This window comes from Paenarthrobacter sp. UW852 (assembly GCF_024608385.1).
GTDB lineage: Bacteria > Actinomycetota > Actinomycetes > Actinomycetales > Micrococcaceae > Arthrobacter.
Genome location: NZ_JAMSGY010000004.1, coordinates 140,198 through 160,864, shown reverse-complemented (window position 1 = coordinate 160,864; position 20,667 = coordinate 140,198). Strand labels below are relative to the sequence as shown.

Sequence of the window (20,667 nt, the reverse complement as noted above, 5' to 3'; positions counted from 1 at the left end):
GAGGAACGCCCCCACCCCGGGAGCGGTCATCATGACTACAGAAACAATCACCCAGGCGCCTGCCCCCGTGCACAGCCGCGGCAACAGGAAGCAGGCCAGGCGTAACACGCTGATCGGCTGGACGTTCATCCTTCCGAACTTCCTTGGCTTCCTGGCCTTCACCCTCATTCCCGTCGTGGCCGCTTTCGCGCTCTCCTTCATGGAATGGACCTCATTCAGCGCTCCCAAGTGGGTTGGCCTGGCCAACTTCGAGCGCATGTTCGCATCCGACTCCTTCTGGATCGCGTTGCGGAACACCCTTGTCTACGCCCTCGGCCACGTCCCGCTCACGATGGCCTTGGCCCTCATCCTGGCGATGCTGCTGAACCGCAAGCTCAAGGGCATCGGCTTCTTCCGGGTCGCCATCTTCTTCCCGTACATCACCTCCCTGGTGGCCGTCGCAGTGGTCTGGAACATGCTGTTCAGCCCGGACAGCGGCCCCATCAACCAGTTCCTCGGCGCCATCGGCATCGCCAACCCGCCGGGCTGGACCTCCAGCTCCGATTGGGCCATGCCCGCCGTCATCATCACCAGCGTGTGGCGGGACATGGGCTACTACATGGTCCTGTATTTGGCCGGCCTGCAGGCCATCCCCACAGAGCTGTACGAGGCAGCTGAAGTGGACGGCGCCAGCGCCTGGCAGCGCTTCTGGAACGTCACCATCCCGTCGCTGCGTCCCACCACGTTCTTCGTCGTGGTCATGCTGACGGTCTCCAGCTTCAAGGTGTTCGACCTGATCGTGGTCATGACCAACGGTGGCCCGGGCCGCTCCACCACTGTGCTGTCCCAGCTGATCTACCAGGAGGGCATCGGCGAAGGTAAGTTCGGCTACTCCTCGGCCATTTCGCTGGTCCTGTTCATCATCGTGCTGACGGTCACCGTCCTGCAGTTCAAGATCCAACAGCGGAGGGAACGCTGATGACCAACATGGCCGAAGACCTCAAGGCGTCCCTTGTGAAGGACGCAGCTCCGTCCCCGTCAGGGGCACCCACTGCGGAAGACCGCCGTCGTACTGACCGTCAGCGTTCCCCGCGCGAGCAGAAGAAGCGGACCGCGAACATCGTGATCTACGGTGTCCTGGTGGTCCTGGTGGTGGCGCTCATGGTGCCGTTCATCTGGATGCTTTCGTCCTCGCTGAAGGAGAACAACCAGGTCCTCACGGTCCCCATCCAGTGGATTCCGCAGGAGTTCGTGTGGAGCAACTACACGGACATCTGGACCCGTATCCCCATGATGGGCTACCTGCAGAACTCGCTCTACCTGGCAGTGATCATCACCTGCCTGCAGGTCCTCACGGGCTCGTTGGCTGCCTATGGTTTCTCCAAAGTCCGATTCCCGGGCCGCGATGTCCTGTTCCTCGCCTACATCGGCACCATTGCCGTTCCGTGGCAGGCCTACATGGTGCCGCAGTACATCATGATGCAGAACCTTGGCCTGACCAACAGCTTCAACGCGTTGATTCTCCTGCAGGCATTCGGTGCTTTCGGTGTGTTCCTGATGCGCCAGTACTACATGACCATCCCGGACGAACTCTGCGAAGCAGCCCGCATCGACGGCCTCAGCGAGTACGGCATCTGGGCCCGCGTAATCCTGCCCCTGTCCAAGCCCGCCCTCGCCAGCCTTGCCCTGCTGACGTTCGTGAACACGTGGAACGACTACATGGGTCCGTTCATCTACCTCACGTCCAACCGACTCTGGACCGTCCAGCTGGGCCTTCGGTCCTTCGTGGGCCAGTTCGACGCTGAATACGCCATGATCATGACGGGCTCTGTGATTTCCGTGATCCCGATCCTCATCATCTTCCTCATCGGCCAGCGCTACTTCATCCAAGGCATCGCGACCAGCGGGATGAAAGGATGAGTGCCGTGGCTGGGCAGAAGCGACGGCGGTGGGCCGGACCGGGATTCGAAACCTTCGGGAGCATCTTCGGGTTCATCTACACCTTCCTGGCCGGCAACGCACTGCTCGCCGTGGCCAACGCGCCGCTGGTCCTCAGCCTCTCGCTCGTGGCAGACCCCGCCGCCGCATGGCCCTTCTTCCTGGCACTCTCGGTCACCCTTGCGCCGTCCCTCGCCGGCATCTTCGCTGCCTTCAAGGCATTGAACGACGACGGCGGCGCGGTCAAGCCGGTTGCCGCCTTCCTTCAGGGATACAAACGCAGTTTCGCGAAGGCCGCGGTGCTGGGTGTGGGCGCTGTGGCCCTGTTGATGTTCCTCGGCGTGGACCTTGCCCTGGTCCACAACCTGGGCGGGGACGTCCAGGGCATTGCCCTGCTGGTGCCGCTGATCGTCGTAGCAGCCGCCGTGACGGTGAGCCTCGCTGTCACGGCGATTGCCGGCGTCGTACTTCTGCCCGAGGCGAGGCTGAAAAGCATCCTCAAGGCGTCGCTGTATCTCGTGGTGCAGCGCTGGTACCTCAGCCTGGCGATGCTGATCCTGCTGGGGATCATCGTCTCCGCTGCCGTGCTGCAGCCGGTCCTGGGCATCGCGCTGGCTCCCGCGCCGCTGCTGTTCGTGATCTGGAGCAACGCTTCGTACGCATTCCACGCCGTGCTGCGCCCGGCGTAGACCCCTGTTAGGACCCTCCTTGGACACCTTCGCCATCGGCGATCAGGACTTCCTCCTGAACAACGAGCCTTTCCGTATCCTCTCCGGCGCCATCCACTACTTCCGCGTGCACCCCGACCTGTGGGTGGACCGGATCCATAAGGCCCGGTTGATGGGTTTGAACACCATCGAAACCTACGTGCCGTGGAACGAGCACTCGCCTGTTCCTGGCGCGTTTGTTACCGATGACGGCTTGGACCTCGGGCGATTCCTTGACCTTGTGGCCGAATCCGGGATGCACGCGATTGTCCGGCCCGGGCCGTACATCTGCGCCGAATGGGACAACGGCGGGCTCCCCGCTTGGCTGTTCGCCGACCCCACGGTGGGCATCCGCAGCAGCGAGCCCGCGTATCTGGACGCCGTCTCCGCGTACATGGAATCGGTGCTGGCCTTTGTAGTTCCCCGGCAGATCACGCACGGCGGTCCGGTGATCATGTTCCAGATCGAGAACGAGTACGGTGCCTACGGGGACGACAACGCCTACCTGCAGCATCTGGTGGGCCTGTCCAAGCGCCTGGGTGTGGACGTTCCGCTGTTCACGTGCGACCAGCCGTTCGGGACCATGATCGAGGACGGCTCGCTGCCGGAGCTGCACAAGACGGGGACGTTTGGGTCCCGTGCTGACGAACGGCTTGCGTTCCTGCGCGAACGGCAGCCCACAGGGCCGCTGATGTGCGCGGAGTTCTGGAACGGCTGGTTCGACAACTGGGGAACGCACCACCACACCACCGACGCCGCTGCTTCCGCCGCCGAACTCGACGCCCTTCTGACAGCCGGGGCTTCTGTGAACATTTACATGTTCCACGGCGGCACCAACTTCGGCTTCACCAACGGTGCCAACGACAAAGGCATCTACGAGCCCACCATCACCTCGTACGACTACGACGCACCACTGTCCGAGGACGGGCATCCGACGGCCAAGTACTTCGCCTTCCGGGACGTCATTGCCAAGCATTTCCCGGTTCCGGCCGAGGTCCCGCCTGGGCGGATGCCGGTTCCGACGTCCTCGCTCGCGGTCTCTCACTATGTGTCCTTGCTGGATGTTCCGGTTGCCACGCAGCTGGTTTCCGGCTCCGTCCCTCCTGTTGAAGTGACCGGTCACTACCGTGGCTTCTACCTGTACGAGGCCTCGCTGCCCGGTGGCGGAGTCCTGTCCTTTTCCGAAGTCCGGGACCGGGCACAGTTTTTCCTGGACGGCGTGCCCGTGGGGGTGCTGAGCCGGGAACTGGGCGAGCGTTCTGTCGTCATCCCCGCGGGTGGCCGCCTGCAGGTTCTCCTTGAGGACCAAGGCAGGGTGAATTACGGGCAGAGAATCGGCGAAGCCAAGGGTTTGATCGGACCGGCGCTGCTGAACGGTATGGAGGTTGTGGACTGGGAAGTGGCTGCTGTGGACCTGGACTCTCTGGAGGCATTCCGGTCCGCCGCGGTGCCGCTGCCACCCGGCGATGCTGCGGCCGGCGTGGCCGGCCCGTCCGTTTCCTTTGCGACCTTCGAGGCCGACGGCCCCGGTGACCGTTTCCTGCGCTTGGACGGTTGGACCAAAGGAGTTGTCTTCGTAAATGGCTTCAATCTCGGCCGCCACTGGAGCCGCGGCCCGCAGCGCACCCTGTACGTACCTGGTCCGTTGATCCGCGAAGGCACCAACGAGCTCGCCATCCTGGAACTCCACGGAAGCGCCACGCGCGAGGTGAGTTTCGCCGTCGGGCCTGACCTGGGCCCCGACGAAAAGTAGCCCTCTCTCACATCCCACCCCCTTTCCCCGATCGCTCTCTCACATCCCACCCCTTTTCTCCAATCGGTCACTCACTTGCTTGAAAGAAGTGAGAGACCGTTCCGGTTTTAGGGCCGTTAGGTGAGAGAGCGTCAGGGCGAAAGGGGTGGGATGTGAGAGAGCGTTGGGGGAACACGAAGGGGACCGGTTCTTCAACCGGTCCCCTTCACGCCGCAAAGTCGGCTTGGCCGCTAGGCCGCGGGCGTCATTAGCCGCGGCAGAGCTCGCCGTATTTGGTGCCGGCTTCCTGGTAGGCCTGACCAAGTTCGGCCAGTTTGGCCTCGTCCGGGCTTTCCTTGGACTGCTCATCCATGAACTCCAGGATCGCGGTCACCACTGGCTTCATCTCCGTGGAAGACACCGCTTCGAGGGGTCGGATGGCGTTGGCAACGCGGGTCGTGGCGGTCTTGCTTTGGTTGCTCGGGATGCCGGCTGCGGCGACGCCAACCCGGTCACAGGTTTCTGCTGTAGTCAGCTGCGGCTGGGCGGCGCAGGCGGATGCCGAGGCGATGAGCCCGGCAGCGATCAGGACAGTGGTGAGTTTCTTCATGATTCCCTCAGTGGTCGACGTCCCTTTGATTGTAATCAGAGCAGCGGCCCCCTCACGCATCGGGGCCAGGCCGCTTGCCCGCGTTCCTTCCCAGTTACCTCCCCCAGCAGGCGCAAAACGATGGCCGACGCGCGGGAGTCGCCGCAAAATTACGATGACAGCACGGAAGTAACCGGGCAGGAGCGCAGGGCCCGCCGTCGAATCCCCTATAGCGCCGGCGTCCGGGGTGGAGCCGTGCGGCGCCAACCCGTTGCTTCGAAGGCGGCGGCCAGTGCCAACAGTGCCGTGTCGTCGTAGGCGCGGCCTGCGAAGGTGAGGCCTACGGGCATGCCGATATCCGCCATGGTTCCCATCGGCACGGTGACCGTCGGGATGCCCAGGTGTCTGGGGACGAGGTTGCCGTTGGATACCCACACTCCGTTGCGCCAGCCGAGGTCCGCCGATGCCGGGTTGATGTCCATGTCGGCAGGTCCGACGTCGGCCGCTGCCGGGAACAGGACGGCGTCCAGTCCGAGCTCGTCCATCCAGTCCTCCAGGTCAATGCGCCGGGTTTCCTCCAAGCCGCGCACTCCGGCTTCCAGCTCTGGGATCTCAGTGAAATGGGAGACCCCGTACTCACGGACCTGCCGGGGGTAACCGGCGATGTGGTCGTCGAATCCGGTGTAGCGGTCCGCGAGGGCGCCCTTCGGGTGCGGGAAGATGGCCTCGCCATCCACATTGGCAAGCCTGTTGAGGGCGGGATCGCCGTTGGCCTGCAGGAAGTCGTCCCACGCCCAGGCCGAAAGGTCCTCGATTTCACGCTTGAGGTACCCGGAGCTGACCAGTCCGCGGGTGGCGATGGTGGGCGCGCCGGGCCGGTCGCCTTCGTAGTTGGAGACCACCGGGAAGTCCACCAGAACCACTTCGGCGCCGGCTGCTTCGAGGTCGCGCTTCGCAGCTTCCCAGAGGTCAATCACGGAAGCGCGTGTCTCAATGCGCTGCCCGGTAGGCCCGCCGATCCCCGGCTGCTCGCTGGTTCCGGCGTCTGGGTCTGCGTTGATGTACATGCGTGGCACGCCGAAGCGCTTGCCCCGCAAAGCCGACCGCCCGCCGTCGAGCGTTTCCGAACCGAGCGCCACGTAGGACTCCGGCCGGACCTCGGACGATTTCGGGATCTCAACCCACGGTTGTGCGCGCCAGAAATCACCCCGCGTCTCAGCGTCGTCGGCCACGATCACGTCCAGAAGCTCCAGCATGTCGGCCATGGTGCGGGTGTGCGGCACTACGACGTCCATGGTGGGGACCAGCGGCCAGTTGCCGCGCACCGAGATAACGCCGCGGGAGGGCGTGTAGGCGCACAAAGCATTGTTCGACGCCGGTGCGCGGCCACTTGACCAGGTCTCCTCGCCCAGGCCAAAGGCCGCGAAGCTGGCCGCTGTCGCGGTGCCGGAGCCGTTGGATGAACCGGAACCGAACGCTGCCGTCAGGAAGTCCGCGTTGTAGGGACTTTCGGCGCGTCCGTACACGCCACGCTGCATGCCGCCGTTGGCCATGGGCGGCATGTTGGTCAAACCGATCAGCACAGCACCGGCATCCCTGAGCCGTTCGATGGTGAACGCATCGCGCTGCGCCACCAGATTCACAAACGCAGGCGAGCCGGCAGCGGCAGTGAGCCCCTTGGCCAGGTAGCTGTCCTTGGCTGTGTAGGGGATGCCGTCCAGCGGTCCGAGCGCCGCCCCCTGCGCCCGACGTTCGTCCGAGGCCCGGGCATCTGCCAACGCATCGGGATTCATGACCACCAATGCGTTGAGTTTGATGCCGTTTCGGTCATAGGCCTCGATGCGGTCCAGGTATGCCTGGGTCAGTTCCTCGCTGGTCACCTCACCCGATTCAAGTGCCCCGCGCAGTTGCGCAATGGAGGCTTCAACGACGTCGAATGGAGCCATTACGCTGTGCCTCCGGCAATCGGTGTTCCGTTGAGACGCGGTTGCTGCTGGGTGATGCAATGGATGCCGCCGCCGCGGGCCAGGATGGGCCGGGCGTCCACAGTGACCACACGGCGGCCGGGGTAGGCCTCCGCCAGGATTTCTGCGGCAAGGGAGTCAGCCCGTTCTTCGCCGTAACCACAGGCGATGACGCCGCCATTGACCACCAGGTGGTTGACGTAGCTCCAGTCCACATAACCATCGTCGTCGCGGAGCGTTGCCGGGGCCGGCAGAGGGACAATCTCGAAGGGCTTGCCCGCCGCGTCCGTCTGAGTCTCAAGGAATGCCTGGAGCGTGCGGCTGACCTCGTGGTCCGGGTGCTCCGGGTTGGTCTGGGAATGCAGCAGGATACGGCCGGGAGTGGGCAAGGTGGCCACCATGTCGATGTGGCCCCGCGTGCCCAGGTCCTCGTAGTCACGGGTCAGTCCGCGGGGAACCCAAATGACCTTGGTGGCTCCGATGGTGCGGGCCAGTTCAGCCTCAACTGCGGCCTTGTCCGCATACGGATTTCGGCCCTTGTCCAGCTGCACGGTTTCGGTGACGAGCACGGTGCCTTCGCCGTCTACATGGATGGCGCCGCCCTCGTTGACCAGCAGTGAGCTGACCAGTTCGGCGCCCGACTGTTCCGCGACGAACCGTCCCATTCCTGCGCTCTTCTGCCATTCGGACCACGCCGGCGCACCCCAGCCGTTGAAGATCCAGTCCACGGCGCCAAGCACGCCGGGACGTTCGTCATCCAGCACGAAGGTGGGTCCGACGTCGCGCATCCAGAACTCGTCCAACGGCGCCTCAACCTGCTCGATGCCGCTGCCCAGCATCCGGGCAGCGCGCTGGCGCTCGCTCGGGTCAACCACCATGGTGACAGGTTCGAATTCTGCCACGGCATGCGCGACGGCGGTCCAGGCCGCGTAGGCCTCTTCAGCGGAGGCAGCGTCGTCGCCGAGGGTCAGTCCGGGGCGCGGAAAAGCCATCCAGGTGCGTTCATGTGGCGCGGTTTCGGCTGGCATTTTCCAAGCCATGGGTGACTCCTTCGTCTGCGTTTCATTGTCTTGTTGATCGCACGATCAATAATGCTGAAAAGGTAATCTAGACTGGTCCTTGATGTCAAGCACTCCACAGAAGCGCGCGGTCCGGAAGTCGCCGGCAGAACGCGCCACAGAAATCACGGAAGCCGCCCGCCAGATCGCACTGGAGACGGGCCTCACCGCCCTGACGCTGCGCAATGTAGCCGCCCGGGTAGGAGTCGCCTCGGGCCTGGTGGCGCACTATCAGCCCAACATGGACGCGCTCGTTTCCAACACGTTTGCCACCATCGTGGCTGCGGAGACACAGGAAATCGCAGCCCTGTTGAGTCAGCTCCCCGGGCCCTCCGAGCGGCTCAGCCTGCTGGTTGACACGCTCCTGGACAACAGCAGGCTCGATGTCACGGCCATCTGGGTTGAAGCATGGACGCTCGGGCGCCGCAACGAAGCCCTGGCCGCCTCCGTCCGCGAGCAAATGGACGCCTGGCAGAAGGTTTTCCAAGGAGTGGTTGAGGACGGGAACGCATCCGGAGCATTCAACGTTTCCGATGCAGCCGCCGTCGCCTGGCAGATCCTGGGCATGGTGGACGGCCTGAACGCGCAGGCCTTGGTCCGCTGGGACGGCGTCAACGACCGCGGCAGCCACCTGGCCCGCGCGGTGGAGGGAATGGTGGGCGCCGCATCCGGGTCACTCGTGCGCCAGCCATCGGTGCAGGGTGCCAGGGACCGCAGTCCCCTGCCCTAGGCTGGAGACCATGGCGATCATTCACAAGGCAACCCTGTCCCCGTCCAAGCTCGAACTCATCGCTGATTACCTGCCGAACCAACCTTGGTTCATCCAGGACGGCACGCCGGAGCTTATTGGCGCCTACCGCTTTGACGATCCCGCAGGTGAAGTGGGCCTCGAAACCCATGTGGTCACTGCTGGTGAGCGCATCTACCAGGTCCCCCTCAGCTACCGCGGTTACGAACTCGCGGGCGCCGAGGACTGGCTGATCGGAACCATGGAGCACTCGGTCCTGGGCAAGCGCTGGGTGTACGACGCCTGTGCTGACCCCATCTACGTCAAGGCCCTCGCAACGGCGATCCTGACAGGCCAACGGGAAGCTGAGCAGTTCGTCGACGGCGAGCCCGAACCGCGCCCCAGCACCGTTACGGTCAAGGGCAGCGGACAGCTCGACGACGGCGTACCCGCCCTGAGTGCTTCGGCGCCGGTATCGGGCAGTGGCGTGACGATTATTGATGCGGGCGGGTTGAGGCTGAAAGTAGCCAGGGTCCTGGATGTGGCCGCCGATGTCTCCGCGAACTCTGCTGCTGCGCCCGAGTTGCACGGAGAGCTGACCCTCAGCGGCACGTGGGCCGGCTTGGAGAACCCGGTGGAGCTGGCGGCCGTGGTCCGCGACTAGCCCGGGAACCGGGTCTGGCATCTGTTGGCCCATGGGACTCCAGCGTAGGCTGGCACACGAGGCCATCTACTCCGTTAGGGGCGCACCATGAACAAAGCACAGAACATCATTCCCGCTGCACAGGACCTGGCCCGCGAATGGGTAGGCCACGCCGCCGAAGGCACATCCGCGCAAACCGAGGCAGTGGTTGGATGGGCGTTGTCCCGGATCAACCACGCCGATGTCCCGTCCGTTGTCCACGGCGTGATGCTCACCCTGACCGGAAACAGGAAGACGGCCAAGGAAGCCCAACGCACTGCCGCGCGTGCCGTTAAGCGGGCCACCCAGGCGTTGAGTCGGAAAGCCCCGCAGCGGCGCTCCCGTCGTGGTGGTTTGTTGGTGGCGCTGGCCGCAGCTGTTGTCGGCGCGGCAGCCGTACTGGCGTGGCGCGCCATGGTTCCTCCGGGCGAACCCGAGCCAGCCAAGCGACCGGCTGAGCCCATCAAGCCGCCCGTGCCCCCGGCTCCCTAAGCAGCCCAACAAGCGGCGCGGGAGCGCCGACTAGGGTGCGGCTTCGCCGTCGTGCCGTTGGATCCGCCGCCGAAGGGGTGCCCTGGCGAAAAGCCAGTAGGCTCCTGCGCTGGCAAGCAGGAACCCCATTACGCCCAGGAACACCAGCTGGGTCATGATCCCCGCGATCACCATCACGAACCCGGCAAGGACAGCCAGGCTCCCCAGGATGATGCGGGCCATTTCTCCTCGCGGGCGGCCCGACGTCAGCTGGGAGGCGAGTTCGGGATCCGTTGCAGCAAGATCCCGTTCCAGCTCCTCCAAGCTCCTGCGTTCTTCTTCCGACAACGACACCGGAGTTCCTCACCACACGAGCAGGTCCGCGACAATGCGTCGATGCTCAGGCCATCAGCACGTGCGCTGCTTGCCGTGCCATGCCTTCATTATCTGCCCGATTCGGTGCGTGTGCCACAGGTTCCCTGGGACAGGTTCTAGCCGTGGTTCCACCTGCCGCGGGTTCCTCCAGCCCCTGAATATGCATACGCTGGAGCTGCGGGCCCATTGCGCCACGAGCACGGACAAAGATCGCCGACAGGAAAGTTGAATTCCCATGGCACACAAAACTGCAAAGAACACGGCGCTTCAGAAAACCACCCCCGCGGGCCGCGGACCCCGGCGAACGCTCTGGCTCATCGCGGCCGGCCTGGTCGCAGGCGTGGCGGGCGGAGTTTTCGCCTTCCACATGCTGGTGCCCCCAGCGCGGACGCCGGAACCTGCCCCGCCGAGCGAGCCCGAGGAGATCCTGGTCCGCGAGGAACCAGTCGAGATTTCGACCCGGATGCGGCCGGGCGAATGGACAGAAGAGTCCTTGCAGGCGCATATCGAGGACTATCGGCGGCAGATCAGGGCCATGGGTGCAGCTGAACAGCAGATCGTCACCAATGTGGAACGCACCGAGAACGGGGCTGTACGGGTTGTGGTCAGCTGGGACCGGCAGCGCTAGACAGGCGCATACTGGAGGCATGAGCGGGACCGAAGAATTCCTTGGATGGGTCAGGTCCACCCTTTATCAAGCGGAACTTGACCTCCATAACGGCGATGCCTCTGCACGCCGGGCGATCTGGTCACGGAACGAGCCCGTCAGCGTGTTCGGCGCGTTCCGTGACGCCCACGGCCAGCAGGAGTTGGACGAACTCTTTGCGGCGCTGGCCGAGAGTTTCTCTGACTGCCTCTCGTACAGCTTCGACCTTCAGGCCTACGACGTCATAGGAGACATGGCCTACACCGCCGGGTTGGAGCACACCTCGACCTCGATCAACGGCGAACCACGTCAGTATGTCCTCCGAGCCACCCAGGTCTACCGCCGTGAGGATGGGGAATGGAAAGTGGCCCACCGGCATGCCGACACGGTGACCGCCTAGCGGCTTTCACCCTGCCGCGGCCTCCAGACCACAACGGCTTGGGAGCGAGCCCGGGGACGCTGGCCACGTGCCAGCGAGACGACGTCGCCTGCAGCACCCGCCGCGAAAATGCGGGCGTCCCCTGTCGCGCGACGGCGGGTCAGTTCCTCTGTCAGTTCAGCTACCCGGTATTGCAGGGCAGCAACCTGGTTTTCGAGGTCTAGTATGCGCTTGATGCCTTCAAGTGAGACGCCGGACTGCGAGAGGCGCTGGACCTCCCGCAGTTTGTTGACGTCGTTCTGCGAGTAGCGGCGGGACTTGCCCGGCGCACGGCTGGGCGAGACGATGCCCAGCCGGTCGTACTGGCGCAACGTCTGCGGATGCATGTCGGCAAGCTCCGCAGCAACGGAGATGACGAAGATCGGCTGGTTGACGTCGATGCCCATACCGCCTCCTTACAACCGGGCCTTTGCGGCCAGGTCGTGCCGAGGATCAGCGTCGGTGGTGGCCGCAGCGAAAGCCTTCACGGCTTCCTCCGCTTCTTTGTTGAGGTTCTGCGGAACCGCGACGTCGATGGTCACCAGCAGGTCGCCTGTGGCCTTGGACGTCTTCACGCCACGGCCCTTAACCCTCAGGGTGCGGCCCGAGGGCGTGCCCGCCGGGACGCGAACTTTGACCGTCTCGCCGTCGAGCGTGGGAACCTCAATGGTGGCGCCAAGCGCGGCTTCCGCGAACGTGACGGGCACGTGGATACGGATGTTGTTGCCGTCGCGTTGGAAGAAGTCGTGCGGCTTCACGTTGACGGTGATGATGAGGTCGCCGTTGCCGGCCGGACCAACATTGCCCTTGCCCCGCTGCCGGACCTTCTGGCCATCCTTGATGCCAGCGGGAATCTTCACGTCGATGACGTTGCCGTTACTCTCACGCAGGCTCACAGTGGTGCCCTTGATGGAGCCGGCGAACGAGATGGTCGTGGTGGCGTTGCGATCCGAACCTTTTTGAGGCGCCCGCTGGAAGCCGGTCTGCCCGGCCCCGCCGAATCCGCCACCGAAAAGGTCGGCGAATTCCGGAGGAATACCGCCGCCTTGGGGCTGGCGGGCACCCGGTCCGCCGCCGAACAGGCCACCGAACAGGTCCTCGAACCCGCCATTGCCTCCCGCACCGCCCCGGCCGCCGGCGCCCGGGGCGAACCTGGCACCGCCGCCCATGGCACGGATGGCGTCGTACTGCTGCCGGTCCTCAGGACTCGACAACACCGAGTAGGCCTCTGAAATGTCCTTGAACCGCTTTTCTGCAGCAGCATCCCCGGAATTGGTATCCGGGTGGTACTGCCGGGCTAGCTTGCGGTAAGCCTTCTTGATATCCGCGTCGGACGCGTCCTTGGCGATACCAAGGATCGCGTAAAAATCCTTTTCAACCCAGTCCTGGCTGGCCAAGAGCGTTTCCTTTCTAAAACAAACAAAGCGTACGGCGAGACTACCTCTAAGCCGTAGCGGATGAGGGGGCCCGGGAGTGGCATCGGGCCTGCCGGAGCGTGGCGGCCGAGTCCGTAGGACTTAGCCGCCACGCGTAGGGGCGGGGGCCCCTCATCCGCGAAGGCGGAGGTTACGCCGGAACCGCGACGATCACCTGGGCTGCACGCAGGACACGCTCTCCTGAGCGGTATCCGGAGCGCAGGACCTGGCTGACCGTGTCCACCTGGATGTCCTCGCCGGGCTGCTGGATAAGTGCTTCGTGGATGGTGGGGTCGAATTCGACTCCAGTGTCCGCGATGCGCTCCAGTCCGTACGTCTTCAGCGCGGTCTCCAGCTTGGTGGCGATGGCGGCGAAGGGGCCGTCTTCGAGGTCACCGTGCTGGCGTGCAGCGTCGATATCGTCGAGCACCGGCAGGAGGGAATTCAGGACGCCGATGACGGCCATCTCTCCCGCTACGGCCCGGTCGCGTTCAACGCGCTTGCGGTAGTTGACGTACTCAGCCTGAAGGCGGAGGAGGTCGTTGCGGAGTTCGGCTGCCTGGGCTTCAGCTGCGGCACCGGAGGCTACCGACTCTGCAGCCGGCACCTCTACCCCGTTGAGGATTTCCTCAGCCTGGGAGAGGGCGTCACCGTCCGTGGGAGCAGCGTTGCCTTCGGCAGGAGCCGCGGCTTCGCCCTCAGGGTGGCGGGCCGCCCCGGTCTCCGGGTCAACCTTGCGGTTGTCCCGGATCACCGGCTTGCGCGGCTCGTTGCCTTCAGAGTGCTCTGCTTCGTTGCCGTGATGAGGCATGGCTACTTCTTCGCTTCGTCTTCGTCGATGATCTCGGCGTCGACGATGTCCTCGTCAGCCGAACCCTGCTCGCCGGCAGGTGCACCTTCTGCACCGGCACCCGGAGCATCAGCAGCGGAGGCCTGCGAGTAGATGGCTTCGCCCAGCTTGGTCTGGGAAGCCTGCAGCTTCTCAAACGCAGTCTTGACGGCGGCGTCGTCGGTGCCTTCCAGCGCGGACTTGAGGGCGTCGACGTCGGCCTTGACCTCGGTCTTGACCTCTTCAGGCAGCTTGTCGTCGTTGTCGGCGATCAGCTTGTCCACGGAGTAGGCGAGCTGCTCAGCGGAGTTGCGGGTGTCCGTAGCTTCGCGGCGTGCCTTGTCCTCTGCTGCGTGCTCCTCGGCTTCACGGACCATGCGGTCAATGTCGTCCTTGGACAGTGCAGTGCCACCGGTGATGGTCATGGACTGTTCCTTGCCGGTGCCCTTGTCCTTGGCGGACACGTGGACAATGCCGTTGGCGTCGATGTCGAAGGTGACCTCGACCTGCGGAACACCACGCGGCGCCGGAGCGATGCCGGTCAGTTCGAACGTGCCCAGCGGCTTGTTGTCGCGGGTAAATTCACGCTCGCCCTGGAAGACCTGGATGGCCACGGACGGCTGGTTGTCGTCAGCGGTGGTGAAGGTCTCGGAACGCTTGGTGGGGATAGCGGTGTTGCGCTCGATCAGGTGCGTCATGACGCCGCCCTTGGTTTCGATACCCAGGGACAGCGGGGTGACGTCGATGAGGAGGACGTCCTTGCGCTCACCCTTCAGGACACCGGCCTGGAGTGCAGCACCGACGGCTACGACTTCATCCGGGTTGACGCCCTTGTTGGGCTCCTTGCCACCGGCGAGTTCCTTCACGAGCTCGGAGACAGCAGGCATACGGGTGGAGCCACCGACGAGCACGATGTGGTCGATGTCGGAAACCTTGATGCCGGCTTCTGCGATGACGTCGTGGAACGGCTTCTTGGTGCGGTCCAGCAGGTCCTTGGTGAGGTCCTGGAACTTGGCACGGGTCAGCTGCTCGTCCAGGTGGACCGGGCCATCGGGGGTGACGGAGAGGTACTGGAGGGAGATGTTGGTGCTGGTGGAGGAGGACAGTTCCTTCTTTGCCTGCTCCGCAGCTTCACGCAGACGCTGCAGGGCGATCTTGTCCTTGGAGAGGTCGATGCCCTTGACCTTGAGCTGGCTCAGGAGCCACTCGACAACGCGGTTGTCCCAGTCGTCGCCACCGAGTCGGTTGTCACCGGCGGTTGCGCGGACCTGGATGGTGGAGAAGTTGTCTTCGTCCTTGCCAACTTCCAGGAGGGAAACGTCGAAGGTTCCGCCACCGAGGTCGAAGACCAGGATGAGTTCGTCTTCTTTACCCTTGTCCAGGCCGTAGGCCAGTGCAGCCGCGGTGGGCTCGTTGACGATGCGGAGGACGTTGAGGCCTGCGATTTCGCCGGCTTCCTTGGTGGACTGGCGCTCGGCGTCGTTGAAGTAGGCCGGAACGGTGATCACAGCGTCGGTGACCTTTTCACCCAAGTAGCTCTCGGCGTCGTTCTTGAGCTTCATGAGGATACGCGCGGAGATTTCCTGCGGCGTGTACTTCTTGTCATCGACGGCGACGGTCCAGTCGGTGCCCATGTGGCGCTTGACGGAAGCGATGGTGCGGTCGATGTTGTTGACGGCCTGGCGCTTGGCGATTTCGCCAACCAGGACTTCACCGGATTTGGAGAACGCAACGACGGACGGCGTGGTGCGGCCGCCTTCAGCGTTGGCGATGACGGTGGGCTCGCCACCTTCGAGAACAGAGACCACGGAGTTGGTTGTTCCGAGGTCGATACCTACTGCACGTGACATATCTTGTTTCCTTTCAATGGCCGATGTTGGAGATTGCATCCGGCATTGGTCCGCTGGGCGGTTGTCGTGCCGGGAGCTTGCTCAACAATCGGCTAGTTGAGCGTTCTGCACTCAACTGTACTCAGGCTCAGAAAGATGTCAATCCAAAGTTGAGTCAGGTTCGCTCAACTTTGGCTCACCCACCCGCAAAAGTCCCGTAATTACGGGGCTACAGGGCTGGTTTCGCCCACGGTGAACTGCCAGCAAAGCCTCACGACGCGCAAATCCACTGTGCCACTCAGCCGGAGTGGCGACGCCCATATTTGGGTGTCACGACTGAATGTGGGTGGCGTCAAACCGTTTGGGTGGCGTCAGCCGCTTGGGTAGCGGCAGCGCCAAGCGGCTCGGGTTTGTACACCCACGCCACCAGCACCACCGAGATGATCATCAGCAGGAACCACGCCAGGAGCTTGTCGATCGAGACAGCCTGCCAGCCGTTCAACTGGTTCGGATAAAGCCACGCACGCGACCATGTACCGATGTTCTCGGCGAACCAGATGAACAGCGCCACCAGCAGGAAGGACACCAGGATGGGCATGCGGAAGCGACGCCGGAACACCCGGAAGTGCATCACGCACCGTCCGTAGATAAGAACGACGGCGGCCAGCAGCACCCAGCGCAGGTCAACGATGTAGTGGTGCGAGAAGAAGTTCACGTAGATCGCCCCTGCCACAAGGGCCGTGATCCACCGTCGGGGATACCTGTCAAAGCGGAGATCGAACAAGCGGAAAACGCGCACCATATAGGAACCCACGGCCGCGTACATGAAGCCGCTGAACAACGGGACGGCGCCGATCCGGAGGAGGCCCTCGGCCTCGTAAGCCCAGGAGCCAACGTCGGTTTTGAACAACTCCATGACCGTTCCCACCACGTGGAACAGCAGGATGACACGCAGCTCCCGCAGCGTCTCCAGCCTGAACGTGATCATTAGGACCTGGATGACGACGGCGGCAAGGGTGAGGAAGTCGTTCCGGGCGAGAGCGGCGTTGTCGGGGTACCAAAGACGGACGGCGATGATCACGGCGAGCAGCGCTGCACCGAACACGCAAGCCCAGGCCTGCTTCAGCCCGAACACCACGAACTCGGTGAGCCCGGACTGCAAGCGGCTGCCCTTCCTGCCGTCCAGATACCGGTGGGCGAGGTTGTCGATGGCCTGTTCAACCGGGGTGGAGTTACGCATTGCCACCCTTCGGAGCGGCTCCGAGTTGGCCCAGGTAGTAGTCGCGCGGCCAATGCCGGATCCGCTGGGGCAGCCGAGGGTAGAGACGGCCAACCATCCGCATGGTCCGTTCGAAACGCCGGGCTCGGGCCGGCCCCCACTCGAATCCGAAACCGGCACGCACATGATCAGGCAGCAGGCCGGCCGTGAGGAACCGGGCCAGCGGCATCGCCAGGCGCAGGAGTTGTGGGCCGCCCGCCGGGTAGAGGAGGTCCCGCGCGACCCTGACCGCTTTGTCGTCCGGTTGAAGTCCCCGCACACGGGAGTCCCAGTAGGCGGCAAAGGCGGCCCGGTCGGCCGGCCAACTGTCCGCCGGGAGCTGCAGGGCTGTCCCGATCCGCGCATACTCGCGGTAGATCCGGTCGGCATCGCCGTCGTCGAGCGGTCCGTGGACCTGCTCGTAAACGGTGACTGCGGTGTCGTAAAGAGTGGCGACCACCCAGAGTTGGGACTCCGCGTCGAAGGCGCTGTACCCGCTGGAGGTGGAGTCGGGTCCGCGCCGGACAGGGGCATGGGCACGATTAACGGAACGTCGGACGGCCTTGAGTTGGTCTTCCGAGCCGTACACCACCGCGTACACGTAGGTCATGGTGGCGCGGAGACGGTCCATGGGGCGCTCGGCGAAGTTGCTGTGCTCAGCCACGCCGTGGCCTACCTTGGGGTCGGCGATCTGCAGGAGGATTGCGCGGCCCGCTCCGGCGAGGAGGACGCCCTCCGCACCAATGTCAGCCAGTCCACGAACCATCTGAATACTTTACCGTTCGCGGCTTAGAGCCCCACGACGCCCTGGAGAACGCTCAGTTGATGCTCGAAAAGCTCATCGCGGGCGGCGAAAGTATCGGCTCCATACTGCCCAAAGACCTCGAAACTAACGGCCCCGAACACGGACGTCCAGACCAGCACGCCCCGCGCCAGGGAAGGGTCGGGAGCTGTGAGGTTCAGGTCTTCGCGGATGGCCGCCAGGTCTTTGGCCAGGGCCGGAGGAACGACGACGGCGGGACTCACCTCGGCGTTCATGGCGCCGGCGCGGTATGCGGCGTCAAAGATGCCCACGAGACGGACGATGACACGGGTTCCAGGGACGGTGGTGCGCTCGCCCGGCGCCTGGTAGCCGGGGACGGGGCTACCGAAAAGCAGGGCGTAGCTGGCCGGTTCACGAAGCGCCCACGATCGGACAGCGTTGCCGAGCGCCCGGAACTGCCCGGCGAAATCGCTGCCAGGAACGGCCTCCACGGCGGCGTCTACATGGTCGCCGAGCTCGTTGTACGCGTCGATGAGCAGGAGGGTGAGGAGCTCGTCGCGGTTCTCGACGTAACGATATACGGCTGAGGACACGACTCCGAGATCCCTGGCCACTGCGCGGAGGGACAGTGCCGCAGCGCCGTGGAGGGCCAAGTGCTCACGGCCGAGCCGGATGATGTCCGCAATGGTTTGGGCGCGGGCGCGCTCCCTGGGAGTTGGGGGCTTGGCCTTGGTCGCAGCTGACGTCATGCCCCTAGCTTGCCACAAAGGAGAGCGGCGTCAACAAACAAGAGCACTGCTCTTGACTTTGTGTAAAAGTGTCGTCATTCTGGATTCAGAGAGCACTGCTCTTGTTTTGAAATCCACGGGAAGAATGAGAAAGAAGGCCACCATGTACGTCGTCACAGGAGCAGGGCCCGTTGGCTACACCATCGCGGAGCAACTCGCAGGTCTCGGGCACCCCGTACGCGTTTTGACCCGCTCGGGCAGCGGCCCGGACCATCCCCTGGTGGAAAAGATGCGCGTCGATGCATCCGATCCCGACCAGCTCAAGGAAGCCGTCGCCGGTGCCACGGCCGTCTTCCACTGCATCCACGGATCCGCCTACAGGGCGGCGGCCTGGGCAGCGGAACTCCCCCAAGCCGAGCAAGTGGTGATGGACGCAGCCGCAGCCGCGGGCGCCGTCGTCGTATTTCCTGAAAGCCTGTACTCGTACAGTGAGCCCGAACGCATCATGACCGAATCGAGTCCCCGCGAAGCCGCCGGTGGGAAGCGCGGTATCCGGACGGCGCTGCTGAAGGCTCGACGCGAGCACGCGGCAAACACCGTGAGCGTAGTGGCGGGTGACTTCTTTGGGCCGCGCGTGAAGATGGCACATGCCGGCGAGCGCATGGTCACGCCGATCCTGTCGGGCAAACGGCTGCAGTTCATTGGCAGCGCGAACCAGCCCCATTCATTCACCTACGTACCGGACCTCGCTGCGGCCATGATCGCTGCCGCGGGGAGGCCCGAAGTCTGGAACAGCGTGCTGCATGCCCCCACCGGCGCGGCCGTGACCCAGCGGGAAATCGCGGTTGCGCACGCACGCGCGGCGGGCCTGACGACGCCGAAGGTGAGCGCCGTCCCAGGTTGGGTACTGCGGGCCGCCGGACTGGTCTCAACCGATATGCGCGAACTGGCTGAATTGCTGTATCAGTTTGAGCGCCCATTCGTGATGGATTCCTCCGAAAGCCAGCGGATACTGGGCTTGGACCCAACTCCCCTGCCGGAAGCCGCCGCCACAACCATGGCGTGGTGGCGCGGGGCGGACCGGGGCAATTCTTAGCGGGTTCTTAAAACCCTCGGCGCAGAATCGAAGAAACGATTCGTCCTGTCGAGGGGTTCCATGATTCAGCAGTCCACACCGCATCCCGTGCGCTTCATGCCTCTGCCCGCACCGAAACACTGGCTGGCCATAGGGCTGGTACTCGCGGCGGCCGTCGTCTTGGCGGGGTGGGCAATCCAAGCAGTTCCTGGGCTGACCCTGGCTGAACTGGCTGTTGACGATGACTTCAGCCGTCACCACTCATCCGTGCTGACGGGGCTTGCCTTGGTTTTGAACGTGCTGTTCGGCCCGGTCGCGGGCGCGGTAATCGTGATCGTTGTCAGTCTGTATCTCGCACTGATCCGACGTTCCCCGCAGGATGCAGCACTTTTTTCGCTCACAGTGGCCTCCGGGTGGTTGACGTGCCAAGTGTTCAAGGCAGTTATTGGCAGGATCAGGCCGGACCCTGCCCTTTTGTTCGATCCCTTGGTACCGGAGCCTGTATCCAACAGCTTTCCCAGCGGCCACACGTGTCTGGCCGTCGCACTCACGCTGGCAGTGTTCTTTCTGGTCCGTGAAACACGATGGGCGAAGCCTGCCCTCTGCACGGGGGCGGTCGTGACTGTTGTGGTTGCCTGGTCCCGCGTGTACATCGGGGCCCATTACCCGCTGGACGTTGTTGCCTCTCTCCCTGCATCAATTGCGGCAGTAATGATCATGGCCGGAATCTGGAACCGCTACGCACCCGCCCTCACGACCGCCGTCCGTTCCCGCGCAATGTCCCGACGCACCCCCAAATGAAAGAGTCCCTTATGGATCCCTTTGCCTTGGCGCCTGCGCTGAACCATTCCGAGCTCCTCCCCATCCTGGATCCCGCCAGCCTGCTGCAGGGCTTGGGTCCGGCAACCCTCGCAGTGGTGGCCCTGATGATCTTCATTGAATCGGGGGGCCTGTTCCCGTTCCTGCCAGGTGACTCGTTGCTCTTCACTGCCGGACTCCTTCACCAGCAATTGAACCTGACACTTCCTGTGTTGATTACGGTGGTGACAGTGGCCGCCATAGCGGGCGACCAGGTGGGTTACCTGTTGGGACGCCGCTTCGGACGCCGGTGGTTCTCCGATGATGCCCGGGTCCTGAAAACGTCACATCTGGCAAAGGCCGAAGACTTCTTCAGACGTCGTGGCGGCCCCGCGCTGATCCTTGCCCGCTTCGTGCCGGTGGTGCGCACCTTTGCGCCCCTCAGCGCAGGAATCGCCCGGTATCACTACAAGTCCTTTGCCCTCTGGAACATCACGGGTGCGATCCTTTGGGCGGGCTCCGTTACCCTCCTTGGCTCCTGGTTGGGCCATTTCGAGGTCATCGCAAAGAACATCGACGTCATAGCCGTGGTCATGGTGTTGGTGTCTGTGCTGCCCTGGGGCATCGAATACCTCAAACACAGGCGTGCCCGCGCATCGGAGTCCTCCTCCGCGCAAGAATAGATC

The 20,667-nt window shown here is 64.0% G+C and carries 23 protein-coding genes; 12 read left to right on the top strand and 11 right to left on the bottom strand.

The features are described from left to right. Window positions 1-31: 31 nt before the first annotated feature. Genes NEK97_RS08925 through NEK97_RS08910 form a run of 4 tightly spaced genes read left to right on the top strand, consistent with a single transcriptional unit; the run spans window position 32 to window position 4,377 of the window. The gene (locus tag NEK97_RS08925) at window positions 32-958 is read left to right on the top strand and encodes a carbohydrate ABC transporter permease (RefSeq protein WP_089596338.1); all 927 of its coding nucleotides are present in this window, start codon (window positions 32-34) and stop codon (window positions 956-958) included. Beyond that, a complete protein-coding gene (locus tag NEK97_RS08920) occupies window positions 958-1,899 on the top strand; it encodes a carbohydrate ABC transporter permease (RefSeq protein WP_257369472.1) in 942 nt (313 codons plus the stop codon). The genes NEK97_RS08925 and NEK97_RS08920 overlap by 1 nt, the downstream gene beginning before the upstream one ends. After that, entirely contained in the window at window positions 1,896-2,606 is a 711-nt protein-coding gene (locus NEK97_RS08915; protein ID WP_374111526.1) for a DUF624 domain-containing protein, read from the top strand. Before NEK97_RS08920 ends, NEK97_RS08915 begins: the two co-directional genes overlap by 4 nt. Window positions 2,607-2,625: 19 nt before the next feature. Continuing rightward, the gene (locus tag NEK97_RS08910; RefSeq protein WP_257369470.1) at window positions 2,626-4,377 is read left to right on the top strand and encodes a beta-galactosidase family protein; all 1,752 of its coding nucleotides are present in this window, start codon (window positions 2,626-2,628) and stop codon (window positions 4,375-4,377) included. A gap of 247 nt (window positions 4,378-4,624) precedes the next feature. Here NEK97_RS08910 and NEK97_RS08905 read toward each other — a convergent pair whose 3' ends face one another. The 3 genes from NEK97_RS08905 to NEK97_RS08895 form a co-directional block, all read right to left on the bottom strand. Next, the gene (locus NEK97_RS08905) at window positions 4,625-4,966 is read right to left on the bottom strand and encodes a hypothetical protein (RefSeq protein ID WP_235517772.1); all 342 of its coding nucleotides are present in this window, start codon (window positions 4,964-4,966) and stop codon (window positions 4,625-4,627) included. A 206-nt stretch (window positions 4,967-5,172) separates the two neighbouring features. Beyond that, window positions 5,173-6,891: an amidase gene (locus tag NEK97_RS08900; RefSeq protein WP_257369469.1), complete on the bottom strand. Its 1,719-nt coding sequence runs from the start codon at window positions 6,889-6,891 to the stop codon at window positions 5,173-5,175. Beyond that, a complete protein-coding gene (locus NEK97_RS08895) occupies window positions 6,891-7,949 on the bottom strand; it encodes an agmatine/peptidylarginine deiminase (RefSeq protein ID WP_257369468.1) in 1,059 nt (352 codons plus the stop codon). The genes NEK97_RS08900 and NEK97_RS08895 overlap by 1 nt, the downstream gene beginning before the upstream one ends. Before the next feature lie 82 nt (window positions 7,950-8,031). Between NEK97_RS08895 and NEK97_RS08890 the strand changes: the two genes are divergently transcribed. From NEK97_RS08890 to NEK97_RS08880, 3 genes are all read left to right on the top strand, one after another. Further along, entirely contained in the window at window positions 8,032-8,697 is a 666-nt protein-coding gene (locus tag NEK97_RS08890) for a TetR/AcrR family transcriptional regulator (RefSeq protein ID WP_257369466.1), read from the top strand. Window positions 8,698-8,707: 10 nt separating this feature from the next. Further along, window positions 8,708-9,358, top strand: coding sequence for a hypothetical protein (locus tag NEK97_RS08885; RefSeq protein ID WP_257369465.1), 651 nt, complete (start codon window positions 8,708-8,710; stop codon window positions 9,356-9,358). Between the two features lie 87 nt (window positions 9,359-9,445). Next, entirely contained in the window at window positions 9,446-9,868 is a 423-nt protein-coding gene (locus tag NEK97_RS08880) for a hypothetical protein (protein WP_257369464.1), read from the top strand. A gap of 30 nt (window positions 9,869-9,898) precedes the next feature. On the opposite strand, the gene NEK97_RS08875 is transcribed toward NEK97_RS08880, so the two are convergent. Further along, entirely contained in the window at window positions 9,899-10,201 is a 303-nt protein-coding gene (locus NEK97_RS08875) for a DUF3040 domain-containing protein (RefSeq protein ID WP_257369463.1), read from the bottom strand. A 256-nt stretch (window positions 10,202-10,457) separates the two neighbouring features. Between NEK97_RS08875 and NEK97_RS08870 the strand changes: the two genes are divergently transcribed. Beyond that, window positions 10,458-10,850, top strand: coding sequence for a hypothetical protein (locus tag NEK97_RS08870; RefSeq protein WP_257369462.1), 393 nt, complete (start codon window positions 10,458-10,460; stop codon window positions 10,848-10,850). A gap of 19 nt (window positions 10,851-10,869) precedes the next feature. Next, complete coding sequence (locus NEK97_RS08865) at window positions 10,870-11,268, top strand: nuclear transport factor 2 family protein (protein WP_257369461.1); 399 nt, start codon at window positions 10,870-10,872, stop codon at window positions 11,266-11,268. On the opposite strand, the gene NEK97_RS08860 is transcribed toward NEK97_RS08865, so the two are convergent. The 7 genes from NEK97_RS08860 to NEK97_RS08830 all read right to left on the bottom strand — a co-directional run bounded on the left by NEK97_RS08860 (window position 11,265) and on the right by NEK97_RS08830 (window position 18,129). Then, window positions 11,265-11,693, bottom strand: a complete 429-nt coding sequence (locus NEK97_RS08860; protein WP_235517781.1) for a heat shock protein transcriptional repressor HspR — start codon at window positions 11,691-11,693, stop codon at window positions 11,265-11,267. The two genes, NEK97_RS08865 and NEK97_RS08860, sit on opposite strands and share 4 nt — an antisense overlap. Window positions 11,694-11,702: 9 nt before the next feature. Next, window positions 11,703-12,683, bottom strand: a complete 981-nt coding sequence (locus NEK97_RS08855; protein WP_257369459.1) for a DnaJ C-terminal domain-containing protein — start codon at window positions 12,681-12,683, stop codon at window positions 11,703-11,705. A 169-nt stretch (window positions 12,684-12,852) separates the two neighbouring features. Continuing rightward, the gene (locus tag NEK97_RS08850; protein WP_257369457.1) at window positions 12,853-13,512 is read right to left on the bottom strand and encodes a nucleotide exchange factor GrpE; all 660 of its coding nucleotides are present in this window, start codon (window positions 13,510-13,512) and stop codon (window positions 12,853-12,855) included. A gap of 2 nt (window positions 13,513-13,514) precedes the next feature. Then, window positions 13,515-15,380 carry a molecular chaperone DnaK gene (gene dnaK, locus NEK97_RS08845; protein WP_257369456.1) on the bottom strand — a complete coding sequence of 622 codons (1,866 nt, stop codon included), beginning with the start codon at window positions 15,378-15,380 and terminating at the stop codon, window positions 13,515-13,517. 331 nt (window positions 15,381-15,711) lie between these two features. Continuing rightward, a complete protein-coding gene (locus NEK97_RS08840; protein ID WP_257369455.1) occupies window positions 15,712-16,599 on the bottom strand; it encodes a DUF817 domain-containing protein in 888 nt (295 codons plus the stop codon). Continuing rightward, window positions 16,592-17,383, bottom strand: coding sequence for an oxygenase MpaB family protein (locus NEK97_RS08835; protein ID WP_257369453.1), 792 nt, complete (start codon window positions 17,381-17,383; stop codon window positions 16,592-16,594). The genes NEK97_RS08840 and NEK97_RS08835 overlap by 8 nt, the downstream gene beginning before the upstream one ends. A gap of 23 nt (window positions 17,384-17,406) precedes the next feature. Next, window positions 17,407-18,129 carry a TetR/AcrR family transcriptional regulator gene (locus NEK97_RS08830; protein ID WP_257369451.1) on the bottom strand — a complete coding sequence of 241 codons (723 nt, stop codon included), beginning with the start codon at window positions 18,127-18,129 and terminating at the stop codon, window positions 17,407-17,409. 142 nt (window positions 18,130-18,271) lie between these two features. Between NEK97_RS08830 and NEK97_RS08825 the strand changes: the two genes are divergently transcribed. Genes NEK97_RS08825 through NEK97_RS08815 form a run of 3 tightly spaced genes read left to right on the top strand, consistent with a single transcriptional unit; the run spans window position 18,272 to window position 20,664 of the window. Next, window positions 18,272-19,204, top strand: coding sequence for an NAD-dependent epimerase/dehydratase family protein (locus tag NEK97_RS08825; protein WP_257369450.1), 933 nt, complete (start codon window positions 18,272-18,274; stop codon window positions 19,202-19,204). A 60-nt stretch (window positions 19,205-19,264) separates the two neighbouring features. Beyond that, complete coding sequence (locus NEK97_RS08820) at window positions 19,265-19,984, top strand: phosphatase PAP2 family protein (protein WP_257369448.1); 720 nt, start codon at window positions 19,265-19,267, stop codon at window positions 19,982-19,984. Next, window positions 19,981-20,664 (top strand): DedA family protein, encoded by a 684-nt coding sequence (locus NEK97_RS08815; protein WP_257369446.1) that lies wholly within the window; start codon window positions 19,981-19,983, stop codon window positions 20,662-20,664. The genes NEK97_RS08820 and NEK97_RS08815 overlap by 4 nt, the downstream gene beginning before the upstream one ends. Window positions 20,665-20,667: the final 3 nt, after the last annotated feature.

What these genes read in the sequence shown, in the direction of transcription:
- NEK97_RS08895 (WP_257369468.1), bottom strand. Translation starts at nt 7,949, where the DNA reads ATGGCTTGGAAAATGCCAGCCGAAACCGCGCCACATGAACGCACCTGG.
- NEK97_RS08915 (WP_374111526.1), top strand. Translation starts at nt 1,896, where the DNA reads ATGAGTGCCGTGGCTGGGCAGAAGCGACGGCGGTGGGCCGGACCGGGA.
- NEK97_RS08835 (WP_257369453.1), bottom strand. Translation starts at nt 17,383, where the DNA reads ATGGTTCGTGGACTGGCTGACATTGGTGCGGAGGGCGTCCTCCTCGCC.
- NEK97_RS08870 (WP_257369462.1), top strand. Translation starts at nt 10,458, where the DNA reads ATGGCACACAAAACTGCAAAGAACACGGCGCTTCAGAAAACCACCCCC.
- NEK97_RS08890 (WP_257369466.1), top strand. Translation starts at nt 8,032, where the DNA reads ATGTCAAGCACTCCACAGAAGCGCGCGGTCCGGAAGTCGCCGGCAGAA.
- NEK97_RS08885 (WP_257369465.1), top strand. Translation starts at nt 8,708, where the DNA reads ATGGCGATCATTCACAAGGCAACCCTGTCCCCGTCCAAGCTCGAACTC.
- NEK97_RS08840 (WP_257369455.1), bottom strand. Translation starts at nt 16,599, where the DNA reads ATGCGTAACTCCACCCCGGTTGAACAGGCCATCGACAACCTCGCCCAC.
- NEK97_RS08920 (WP_257369472.1), top strand. Translation starts at nt 958, where the DNA reads ATGACCAACATGGCCGAAGACCTCAAGGCGTCCCTTGTGAAGGACGCA.
- NEK97_RS08865 (WP_257369461.1), top strand. Translation starts at nt 10,870, where the DNA reads ATGAGCGGGACCGAAGAATTCCTTGGATGGGTCAGGTCCACCCTTTAT.
- NEK97_RS08860 (WP_235517781.1), bottom strand. Translation starts at nt 11,693, where the DNA reads ATGGGCATCGACGTCAACCAGCCGATCTTCGTCATCTCCGTTGCTGCG.
- NEK97_RS08830 (WP_257369451.1), bottom strand. Translation starts at nt 18,129, where the DNA reads ATGACGTCAGCTGCGACCAAGGCCAAGCCCCCAACTCCCAGGGAGCGC.
- NEK97_RS08815 (WP_257369446.1), top strand. Translation starts at nt 19,981, where the DNA reads ATGAAAGAGTCCCTTATGGATCCCTTTGCCTTGGCGCCTGCGCTGAAC.
- dnaK (WP_257369456.1), bottom strand. Translation starts at nt 15,380, where the DNA reads ATGTCACGTGCAGTAGGTATCGACCTCGGAACAACCAACTCCGTGGTC.
- NEK97_RS08925 (WP_089596338.1), top strand. Translation starts at nt 32, where the DNA reads ATGACTACAGAAACAATCACCCAGGCGCCTGCCCCCGTGCACAGCCGC.
- NEK97_RS08880 (WP_257369464.1), top strand. Translation starts at nt 9,446, where the DNA reads ATGAACAAAGCACAGAACATCATTCCCGCTGCACAGGACCTGGCCCGC.
- NEK97_RS08825 (WP_257369450.1), top strand. Translation starts at nt 18,272, where the DNA reads ATGTACGTCGTCACAGGAGCAGGGCCCGTTGGCTACACCATCGCGGAG.
- NEK97_RS08850 (WP_257369457.1), bottom strand. Translation starts at nt 13,512, where the DNA reads ATGCCTCATCACGGCAACGAAGCAGAGCACTCTGAAGGCAACGAGCCG.
- NEK97_RS08820 (WP_257369448.1), top strand. Translation starts at nt 19,265, where the DNA reads ATGATTCAGCAGTCCACACCGCATCCCGTGCGCTTCATGCCTCTGCCC.
- NEK97_RS08900 (WP_257369469.1), bottom strand. Translation starts at nt 6,891, where the DNA reads ATGGCTCCATTCGACGTCGTTGAAGCCTCCATTGCGCAACTGCGCGGG.
- NEK97_RS08905 (WP_235517772.1), bottom strand. Translation starts at nt 4,966, where the DNA reads ATGAAGAAACTCACCACTGTCCTGATCGCTGCCGGGCTCATCGCCTCG.